Genomic DNA, 10,521 nt, shown 5'->3' on the forward strand with positions numbered 1-10,521 from the left:
TCGCCGTGGAGTTCGATCAAGCATGCCGGCACGCCGTGGGAGCTCGGGCTGGCCGAGACCCAGCAGACGCTGGTGCTGAACCGGCTGCGCGGCCGCGTGCGCGTGCAGGCCGACGGCCAGATGAAGACCGGCCGCGACGTGGTCATCGGTGCGCTGCTCGGGGCCGACGAATTCGGCTTCGCGACCGCGCCGCTGGTGGTCGAGGGCTGCATCATGATGCGCAAGTGCCACCTGAACACCTGCCCGGTCGGCGTGGCCACGCAGGACCCGGTGCTGCGCAAGAAATTCCAGGGCCGCCCGGAACACGTCGTCAACTTCTTCTTCTTCATCGCCGAAGAGGCGCGCCAGATCATGGCGCAGCTGGGCATCCGCAAGTTYGAYGACCTGATCGGCCGCGCCGACCTGCTCGACACCCGCAAGGGCATCTCGCACTGGAAGGCGCGCGGCCTCGACTTCTCGCGCATCTTCCACCTGCCGACGGCTCCGGCCGACGTGGCGCGCCGCCAGGTCGAGGAACAGGACCACGGCCTGGCACGTGCGCTCGACGTGAAGCTGATCCAGAAGTGCCTGCCCGCGCTGGAGCGCGGCGAGAAGGTGCAGTTCATGGAGGAGACGCGCAACGTCAACCGCACGGTCGGCGCGATGCTGTCGGGCGAGCTGGTGCGACGCCATCCCGAAGGCCTGCCCGACCACACGATCTTCATGCAGATGGAGGGCACCGGCGGCCAGAGCTTCGGCGCGTTCCTCGCGAAGGGCATCACGCTGTACCTGATCGGCGACGCGAACGACTACACCGGCAAGGGCCTGTCTGGCGGCCGCGTGGTGGTGCGCCCGAGCATCGACTTCCGCGGCGACGCCACGCGCAACATCATCGTCGGCAACACCGTGCTGTACGGCGCGACCAGCGGCGAGGCGTTCTTCCGTGGCGTGGCCGGCGAGCGTTTCGCGGTGCGCCTGTCGGGCGCGACCGCGGTCGTCGAAGGCACCGGCGACCACGGCTGCGAGTACATGACCGGCGGCACGGTCGCGGTGCTCGGCAAGACCGGGCGCAACTTCGCAGCCGGCATGAGCGGCGGCATCGCCTATGTATTTGATGAAGACGGCCAGTTCGCGAAGCGCTGCAACACCGCGATGGTGCAGCTCGACAAGGTGCTGGGTGCCGCCGAACAGGAAGCCTCGGTCGACAAGGCGGTGTGGCACCTGGGCCAGGCCGACGAGGCGATCCTGCGCAAGCTGCTCGACGACCACCATCGCTGGACCGGCAGCCTGCGCGCGCGCGAGATCCTCGACACCTGGGCCGAATCGCGTGGCCGCTTCGTGAAGGTGTTCCCGAGCGAGTACAAGCGCGCGCTCGGCGAGATCAACGCGGCGAAGCAGGCCGGCGACACGATCGCGAAGGCGAAAGTCATTGAAAAGAACGCCGACAAGGGCGGCCCCAAGTCCAAGAGTGGCGCCAAGGCCTGAGCCAGGCCCAGCCCCAGCCAACCGGAGTAGCGAGAGATCATGGGAAAAGTCACCGGCTTCATGGAGTACGAGCGCCTGGAAGAGGGCTATGCGCCCGTGCAGGCGCGCCTGAAGAACTACAACGAGTTCGTGATCGGGCTCAAGGCGGATGAGTCGAAGGTCCAGGCGGCGCGCTGCATGGATTGCGGAACGCCCTTCTGCAACAGCGGCTGCCCGGTCAACAACATCATTCCGGACTTCAACGACCTCGTGTACCGCAACGAGTGGCGCAATGCCATCGACGTGCTGCACTCGACGAACAACTTCCCGGAGTTCACCGGGCGAATCTGCCCGGCGCCGTGCGAGGCGGCCTGCACGCTGAACGTCAACGACGACGCGGTCGGCATCAAGAGCATCGAGCACGCGATCATCGACCGCGCCTGGGCCGAAGGCTGGGTCAAGGCGCGCCCGCCGAAGGCGAAGACGGGCCGGAAGGTCGCGATCGTCGGCTCCGGCCCGGCCGGCCTGGCGGCCGCGCAGCAGCTGGCGCGGGCCGGCCATGACGTGACGGTGTTCGAGAAGAACGACCGCATCGGCGGCCTGCTGCGCTACGGCATTCCCGACTTCAAGATGGAGAAGTCGCACATCGACCGCCGCGTCGAGCAGATGCAGGCCGAGGGCGTGCAGTTCCGCACCGGCGTGATCGTCGGCAAGCTGCCCGAAGGCAGCAAGGTCACCAACTGGGCCAAGGAAAGCATCACGCCCGACGAGCTGAAGGCGCAGTTCGATGCGGTCGTGCTGGCCGGCGGCGCCGAGCAGTCGCGCGACCTGCCGGTGCCGGGGCGCGACCTCGACGGCGTGCACTTCGCGATGGAGTTCCTGCCGCAGCAGAACAAGCTGAACGCCGGCGACAAGCTGAAGAACCAGCTGCGCGCCGACGGCAAGCACGTGATCGTGATCGGCGGCGGCGACACCGGCAGCGACTGCGTCGGCACCAGCAACCGGCATGGCGCGAAGAGCGTCACGCAGTTCGAACTGATGCCGATGCCGCCCGAGCAGGAGAACAAGCCGCTGGTGTGGCCGTACTGGCCGATCAAGCTGCGCACCAGCTCCAGCCATGAAGAAGGCTGCGAGCGCGAGTTCRCGATCGCCACCAAGGAGTTCATCGGCGGCGAGGGCAAGGACAAGGGCAAGCTGCGCGCGCTGAAGGCGGTGCGCGTCGAGTGGCAGGGCGGCAAGATGACCGAGGTGCCGGGCAGCGAGCAGACGCTGCCGGCCGATCTCGTGCTGCTGGCGATGGGCTTCGTCAGCCCGGTCGCGAGCGTGCTCGATGCGTTCGGCGTCGACAAGGATGCGCGCGGCAATGCGCGAGCCGGGACCGATTTCATCGGTGGCTATGCGACCAATGTCGCCAAGGTGTTCGCGGCCGGCGACGTGCGGCGCGGCCAGTCGCTGGTGGTGTGGGCGATCCGCGAAGGGCGGCAGGCGGCCCGCGCAGTCGACGAATTCCTGATGGGATCCAGCGACTTGCCGCGCTGAGGGCCGATCGGCGGCCGACAAACGGTCGTTCCCGCCCGACCGGCAGTGCCGTCGCCGGCGGGGCCTCCGCCTAGACTACGGTCCATGAACGGCGGCCACCTCCCCCCCACCTCCGTGCCCTGGCGGCACGGCGGCTTCACCCTCATCGAATTGATGGTCACTGTCGCGATCGTGGCCGTCCTGGCGATGGTTGCGGCGCCGTCGATGCGCGATTTCGTGATCCGCAATCGCAGTTCCGCAGCGAGCAACGAGTTCGTCGGCAGTGTGCTGCGCGCCCGCAACGAGGCCGCCTCGCGCAACTCGTGCGTGACGATGTGCGTCAGCAGCAACGGATCGAGCTGTGCCGCCACCACCGAGACGGCCTGGGGCAGCGGATGGATCGTCTTCCGCAATCCGGCATGCGATGCATCGGTCACGTCGCCTCCCGCGGCCGACGACCTGCTGCTGGCGACGAGCGCGCTGAACACCGATTACACCGTCACCGGTCCCGGTGGCCTGATCTTCTTCTCGGCGACGGGCAGGCCCCGGTCGACCGATGTCGGTGCCTTCAACGTGCGCTACCAGACATCGACCCGCTCTTCCAACCGCACGATCTGCGTGAGTCCGCTGGGTCGTACGCTGACGGTGACCTACGGCGCGACATGCCCATGAAAACGATGCATTCCATCTCTTCCGGTCCGGGGCGCGGCGGCCGCCGCTCCTCCGGGTTCACGCTCATCGAAGTGCTGGTGACCGTCCTCATCATGTCCCTCGGCATGCTGGGCATCGCCGCGCTGCAGGCGACGACCTCGCGCTTCAAGATCGGCGCGTGGGCGCGCTCCTCGACGGCGGTGCTGTTCAGCGATTTTGCCGACCGCGTGCGCGCCAATCCGGATGTGGCCGGGCTGTCCTACTTCAGCAGCGGAGCGGCGACCTCGACCTCGTCCTACGCGCTGACCACGAACTGGAGCACGCAGTCGACCACGGCGCCGCCGGCCGTCACGACCGACTGCAGCACGGCCGCCTGCACCGCCACCGAGCGTGCCACCTACGACCTGACCATCTGGCGCCAGCAGATCCGGCGCCAGCTGCCGCAGGGCTCGGCGTTCGTCACCGGCAATCGCGCCACCGGCATGACGGTGACGATGATGTGGTTCGACAAACAGTTCCTCAACGCGGCGGGCAACGCCCTGGAAACGAGCAACGCCTGCAATACCGTCTCGGGGGGCACTTTCACCTCGGCGGCCCTGAGCAACTGCTGCCCGGATGCCGCCGGCGTGGCGGCTGGCGTTCGTTGCGTCAACTTCACCTTCCTGCCATGAACGGCCATCACTTCCCGAAACGTGCCGGGCGCCGTCCCGGGCAGCGTGGCCTGACCTTGGTCGAGTTGCTGGTGGCGATCACCATCAACCTGGCCATCGTCATCGCCGCGGTCTATCTCTACCTCGGCACCCGCGAAAGCCAGCGCGCGATCGACCAGACCTCGGAGGCCAACGAAGTCGGGGTCTTCGCGCTGCGGGCGCTGGGTCGCGATGTCGTCAATGCAGGCTTCTACCCGGCGGTCAGTTCCGAGGGCAACGAAAACGTCTTGGCAGCCTACAGCAACCTGACGCCGACCGTGGCCGCCTACAACACGGGCATCTTCGGTTGCGACGCGACGGACTTCGACGTGGCAGCCGGTACCTGCGGCAGCACGGCCGGGAAAGATGGCCTGGTCGTCGCCTACTTCACGAACGATGCGTTCGGCGAGGCCGGCGGCCAGCGCAAGGATTGCAACGGCAACGACGTCGGGACGGCCACCGTCAACACGAGCCGTGTTGGCACCGGCGCGGCAACCCAGCCGCCCGCCAAGCCGCTGTTCGTCGCCAACCACTACCGGCTGGGGCCTGCCACGTCCGTGGTGGTCGATGGACAGACGACCAGCGTGCGCAGCCTCGAGTGCCGCGGCAATGCGGCCGGCTCGACCACCTATCAGCCAGTGATCTCGAACATCGAGGATTTCCAGGTCACTTATGGCGTCTTCTCGACCAGCGCCCGTACGGTCGACAGGTTCTACACCGCAGCCGAGTTTGCCAGCATCCCCCTGCCGACGTTGACCATCGACGGCAAGTCGCTGACGCCCTGGGCCCGGGTGGCCGCGGTGCGCATCTGCGTCCTCTCGCGCACCTACGGTGCGGCCAGCAAGCTTGCCGACACCGCGGGAGCGCTGCGAACCTACCAGGCCTGTGACGGCAGCTCGGTGCAACAGCCGCTCACTGACCGTTCAACCTACAAGACCTACACACAGGTCTTCGGGCTGCGCAACTTCCTCAACAAGACGTATTGATTCCTATGCTGCCGCTTCGTCTTGAATCCCGTGCGCCGGCGCTGCTGCCGAACCGTCTCGTGCGTCGCCAAGCCCCGGCGCGGCAGCAGGGTGTCGCGATGGTCGTCGTGCTGATGCTGATGCTGGCGCTGATGGGCATCGTCGCGTTCTCGGCGCGCAACGCCACGTTTGGTGAAGCCTCGTCGCGCAACCAGCTGGACGGCGAGATTGCCCGCCAGGCGGCGGAGTCGGCCATGCGCGATGCCGAGCGCGACCTGCTGCTGTCCGACGGGTCGGTACTGCAGGGCACGGCCAAGTGCAAGCGCGAAGGCGCCCGGCCGCTGGAAAGCGCCATCGCGGGCTTCTCGACGACCTGCGTCGGCGGGCAATGCGACAAGACGCTGAACGACTACAAGACGACGAGTTGGGTTGCCTCTTCCACCAACGCCGAGCCGTGGTGGCCGACTGCGAAGGGCGGCCTGTGGGGGGACCCGACCACCAAGCCGCAGACCGTGAATGCCGCCAGCTGCGCGACCTTCACCGGCGGCGTGCCGATCGGCCTGTACACCGGCGCGCCGGCGGTTCCCGGCGTGGCCATCCAGCCGGAGTACCTGATCGAGCAGTTCTCCCGCAGCGGCGGCCGAATCATCTACTACCGCATCACTGCGCGCGGGTTCGGCGTCTCCGATCGCACGCAGGTGGTCCTGCAGTCGTACTTCCAGCCCTTCACGATCAAGTGATCGCCGGCCACGTCGGCTCCTGAATTCATTCGAGGTTTTCCATGCGTCACATCATTCGACGAACCTTCTGCATCGCGCTGGTCTGGGCCATGATGCCGCTGCCGCAGGCCTTCGCCGCCTCGACGGCCACGGTCTACACGCCGATCACCCCGATCCCGGCGAATGCGGTGACCACGCCGGCCAAGCCCGCGATCATGCTGAACATGTCGAAGGACCATCAGCTGTTCTACCGGGCCTACAACGAGTTCACCGACTACGACAACGACGGGCAGCCCGATGGCGGCTACATCCACGCGATCCGTTATTCGGGCTATTTCGATACCGGCAAGTGCTATGCCTACAGCGGCACGAGCGGGCGCTTCGTCTGGACTGCCGACACCACCGACAAGTACTGCGCCAGCGGCACCGGCTGGAGCGGCAACTTCCTGAACTGGGCSACSATGACGCGCATGGACRTGGTSCGCAAGGTCCTGTACGGCGGCTTCCGYTCCASCGACACCGGCTCGCTGACGGTGCTCGAGCGTGCATCGCTGCCGATGGACGCCCACTCGTTCGCCAAGTACTACAACGGCACCGACATCAACCGGCTGACTCCGTACACGGGCCAGACGCAGATCACGATGTGCAACACGACGATCGACGTCAACGGCGCCTATTCCCACACGACGACGAATCCGCCGTTGATGCGGGTCGCGAGCGGCAACTACTCGCTGTGGAATGCCAACGAGCGCCGGCAATGCCGGTGGGGCGACGAAAACGGCTGGAGCAGCAACGGCAGCGGCAACGGCAACAGCCTCGCCGTGACCGGCCTGAGCGCGGCCAACGACAACCCGCCGCGCTCGGCGGCCCTCTCGGGCGGCAACAACGGCGACTTCATCGTGCGCGTCGAGGCGTGCAACAGCGCGCACATCGGCGGCGAGCGTTGCCGGCAGTATCCGAACGGCAACTACAAGCCGATCGGCCTGCTGCACGAGTACGGCGAGAGCAACCAGGCCGAATTCGGCCTGCTCACCGGCTCGTTCTCGAGGAACATCGCCGGCGGCATCCTGCGCCGCAACGTGACCTCGTTCGTCCCTGAAGTGAACACGACGACCGACGGCACCTACACGTCCGTGGTCGGCATCGTTGGCACGATCAACAGGCTGCGCGTCTTCGGCTATGAATATGGCGACAGCAGCTACAACAACACCACCGACGGCAGCTGCACGTACCAGCTGACCGCGCTCACGAACGACCAGTGCGCGAGCTGGGGCAACCCGATCGGCGAGATGTTCACCGAAGCGCTGCGCTACCTGAAGGGCCTGGCGCCGGCGTCGGACTACGGATCGAATGCCGATGCGAAGGGCGACACGATGAACCTGCCGCACCCGGCCTGGGTGGACCCGTTCACGCGTGGCGCGACGATCAATGCCACCTATGGCGCGCCGCAGTGCCGCCCGATCGACATCATCAACTTCAACGCCAGCGTCGTCTCCTACGACCGCGACACGCAGGCACCGTTCGCCGACCTCGGGGCCACCGGTTCGCTGAACAGCTACGTGAATGCCGTCGGCACCGGTGAAAACCTGACCGGCACCTTGCGCTTCGTCGGCCACACGGCCAGCGTGGACGACAAGGCGTGCACGGCGAAGACGCTGGCCAACCTGTCCGATGTCGAGGGCCTGTGCCCGACGGCGCCGGCCTACAAGGGTTCGTACAGCCTGGCGGGTGCCGCCTACTGGGYGCACACCAACCCGATCCGCAATACGACGACGCTGCCGCTGACCTCGAACAGCGCCGATCCGAATTTCCACGTCAACACCTACAGCGTGGCGCTGGCACCGGGGGTTCCGCGCATCACGGTGACGACCGGCGGGACGACGCCCATGAAGGCGATCATCCAGCCGTCGTACCAGCTGTTCAAGTCGGCCGGCGACACCGGCAACGGCACGCTGGTCGACTTCCGGGTGGTCAGCCAGACGGCCACGCACGGCAAGTACCYGGTGGTGTGGGAAGACTCGCAACAGGGTGGCGACTATGACCAGGACGCCTCGGGCATCCTGGAGTGGGACCTGAACGGCACGACGCTGAAGGTCACCACCTCCACCTTCGCCGACGCGACCGTCAACCCGCAGGGCTTCGGCTACACGATCTCGGGCACCAACCGCGACGGCGTGCATTTCCACTCCGGTATCCTGAATTTCAACTACACCGACCCGACCAACCTGCCGGTCACCAGGACCGACGGCACCGCGCACCCCAACGTCAACACGTCCGGCGGTTGCAACAACTGCCAGAAGAACCAGCCGGCCAGCATGGCGACGTACACCGTCACCGGCAACACCGGCGGCGCGCTGGAAGACCCGCTGTGGTACGCCGCGAAGTGGGGCGGCTACAAGGTCACCTACACCAACGGCGTCGCGGATCTTCCTGATGCGACGAGCAAGTGGGACGTGAAGGACGCGAGCGGCGCGGCAACGGCCACCGGCGACGGCACGCCCGACAACTACTTCCTGGTGTTCAACCCGGATCAGCTGGAAGCAGCGCTGCGCTCGGTGTTCCAGAGTGCGCTCGAGTCGTCGAACGCGGCCCCGGCCGTCTCGTCCAGCCAGCTGACGACCGGCGGCTACAAGTACCTGGCCAACTTCAGCATCTCCAAGGTCTCGGGCGACGTCGAAGGATTCCCGATCCTGAGCAACGGTGCGTTCGCGACAGCTCCCACCTGGACCGCTGGTGCCCGGCTGTCCGCCATTGCCGCGAACTCGCGCAACGTCATCACCAATGACGGACCTGCGGGCATCGGCTTCGATTGGACGACGCTGAACGCGACGACCAATTACAAGGCTGCGCTGACGACCGGATCGGTCACCGCGCAGACGGCTGCACAGGCGCAGGCGACGGTCAACTACATGCGTGGCGACCGCAGCAACGAAGGTACCGCCACGGGCCAGCAGCGCGTGCGGCTGGCCACCAACATCATCGGGCCGATCGTCAGTGCGGCACCGTGGATCCAGGACAAGCCGGTGGCGCGCTACACGGCCGGCAACTACCCCGGCTACGGTGCCTTCGCGGCGGCCAAGGCCACCCGCAAGAAGCTGCTCTGGGTCGCTTCCGACGACGGCATGGTGCATGCGTTCGAAGCGCCGCCGGAGTCGACGACGAGTGCGCAGACCGGCGCCGCGCTGTTCTCGTATGCGCCTGGTGCGCTGGCGCAGCGTTTCTTCTCGATCGGCCAGCAAGGCTTCGGCGTCACGGCCTATGTCGACGGCACGCCGTTCACTGCAGACGTCTGGATCGATGACACGTCGACGACGAACACGGCCCTCGAGTGGCACACCTACCTCTTCGGCGCGCTGGGGCGCGGCGGTCGCGGCATCTATGCACTCGATGCCACGACACCGGCCTCGCTGACGCAGGCCAATGCGGCCAGCGTCTTCAAGTGGGAGTTCACGGCCGACAATGACGCCGACCTGGGTTATGTGGTCAGTGACATCTCGATCGAGCCGGGCACCAACCAGCCGGCACCCGTCGCGAAGCTGAACAACGGCAAGTACGGTCTGATCCTGGGCAACGGCTACAAGTCGCGTGACGGGCATGCCGCGCTGTTCGTGATCCCGGCCGACGGCCCGACCTCCGCCGGCAGCTGGACCGGCCGCTACACGAAGATCGTCGCGGACGGCACGAGCACCGACAACGGCCTGTCGACGGCCACCTGGGTGGACCTGGACAACAACGGCACGGCCGATGTCGTCTACGCCGGCGACCTGAAGGGCAACCTGTGGAAGTTCGACATCTCGTCGAGCAATACCGCGGACTGGAGCGTGGCGTTCGTCAACACCTCCGGTGTGGCGCAGCCCTTGTACACCGCGCGCAGTCCCAACGACGATGTGCTGCCGATCACCGGTGCGCCTCAGTTCACGTTCCCGTCGATGGGGGGCGTGATGGTGAGCTTCGCCACCGGCCTGGCGAACACCAGCACGGAGTACCCGCGAACCGGTGTCACGCAGCGGGTGTTCGGCATCTGGGATCGACCGGACTTCACGGTGACGCCGAAGACGGCCGCCCGCCCGCGAGCCCTGCCGAGCGGCGTCGGCACGCTGGTGCAGCGCACGCTGACCCGGTCGGCCACGACGGGCATCGTGACGGTGGCGGCCGGTGCGGCGGTGGACTACCTGAACAGTTCGGGTGCTGCCAAGGACGGCTGGTTCATCAACCTTCCCGGATCGTCCGAGATGGTGGTGTCGAACCTCGAGTACCGGTTGAACAACATCATGATGACGTCGATCCGGCCGATCTCCACCAGCGGCGTCAGCTGCAGCGACCTGCCGCTGGCCACGTTGTTCGTCTTCGACCCGGTCACCGGCCTGCCGAACAGCGACGTGCTGGGCCCGCCGACGCTGGTCAACGGCGTGGCCACTTCCTTCACGATCGGCATTCCGGTGGATGACCAGAAGCTGCGCTTCGCCAACGACCGCACGCCAGCGCCGAGCGACACCTCGTGCGTGAAAGGGCAGCCGGGCTGTACCTGCACGGGCA

The 10,521-nt window shown here is 66.9% G+C and carries 7 protein-coding genes; all 7 read left to right on the forward strand.

What is annotated here, in order from left to right; all coding sequences use genetic code 11:
• The coding region (locus AC1D12_RS13580; protein ID WP_477840951.1) for a GltB/FmdC/FwdC-like GXGXG domain-containing protein at window positions 1-1,464 on the forward strand (1,464 nt) is incomplete at its 5' end.
• A 39-nt stretch (window positions 1,465-1,503) separates the two neighbouring features.
• A complete protein-coding gene (locus AC1D12_RS13585) occupies window positions 1,504-2,982 on the forward strand; it encodes a glutamate synthase subunit beta (RefSeq protein WP_477840953.1) in 1,479 nt (492 codons plus the stop codon).
• Window positions 2,983-3,066: 84 nt separating this feature from the next.
• Complete coding sequence (locus tag AC1D12_RS13590) at window positions 3,067-3,633, forward strand: GspH/FimT family pseudopilin (protein ID WP_477827099.1); 567 nt, start codon at window positions 3,067-3,069, stop codon at window positions 3,631-3,633.
• Window positions 3,630-4,283 (forward strand): type IV pilus modification protein PilV, encoded by a 654-nt coding sequence (gene pilV / locus AC1D12_RS13595; RefSeq protein WP_477827098.1) that lies wholly within the window; start codon window positions 3,630-3,632, stop codon window positions 4,281-4,283. Before AC1D12_RS13590 ends, pilV begins: the two co-directional genes overlap by 4 nt.
• A complete protein-coding gene (locus AC1D12_RS13600; protein ID WP_477827097.1) occupies window positions 4,280-5,287 on the forward strand; it encodes a PilW family protein in 1,008 nt (335 codons plus the stop codon). The genes pilV and AC1D12_RS13600 overlap by 4 nt, the downstream gene beginning before the upstream one ends.
• A gap of 5 nt (window positions 5,288-5,292) precedes the next feature.
• Entirely contained in the window at window positions 5,293-6,006 is a 714-nt protein-coding gene (locus AC1D12_RS13605; protein ID WP_477840955.1) for a pilus assembly PilX family protein, read from the forward strand.
• 41 nt (window positions 6,007-6,047) lie between these two features.
• On the forward strand, window positions 6,048-10,521 hold a 4,474-nt coding region (locus tag AC1D12_RS13610), incomplete at its 3' end, for a pilus assembly protein (protein WP_477840957.1).

The sequence above is a fragment of the Rhizobacter sp. P1_G5 genome, assembly GCF_056405435.1.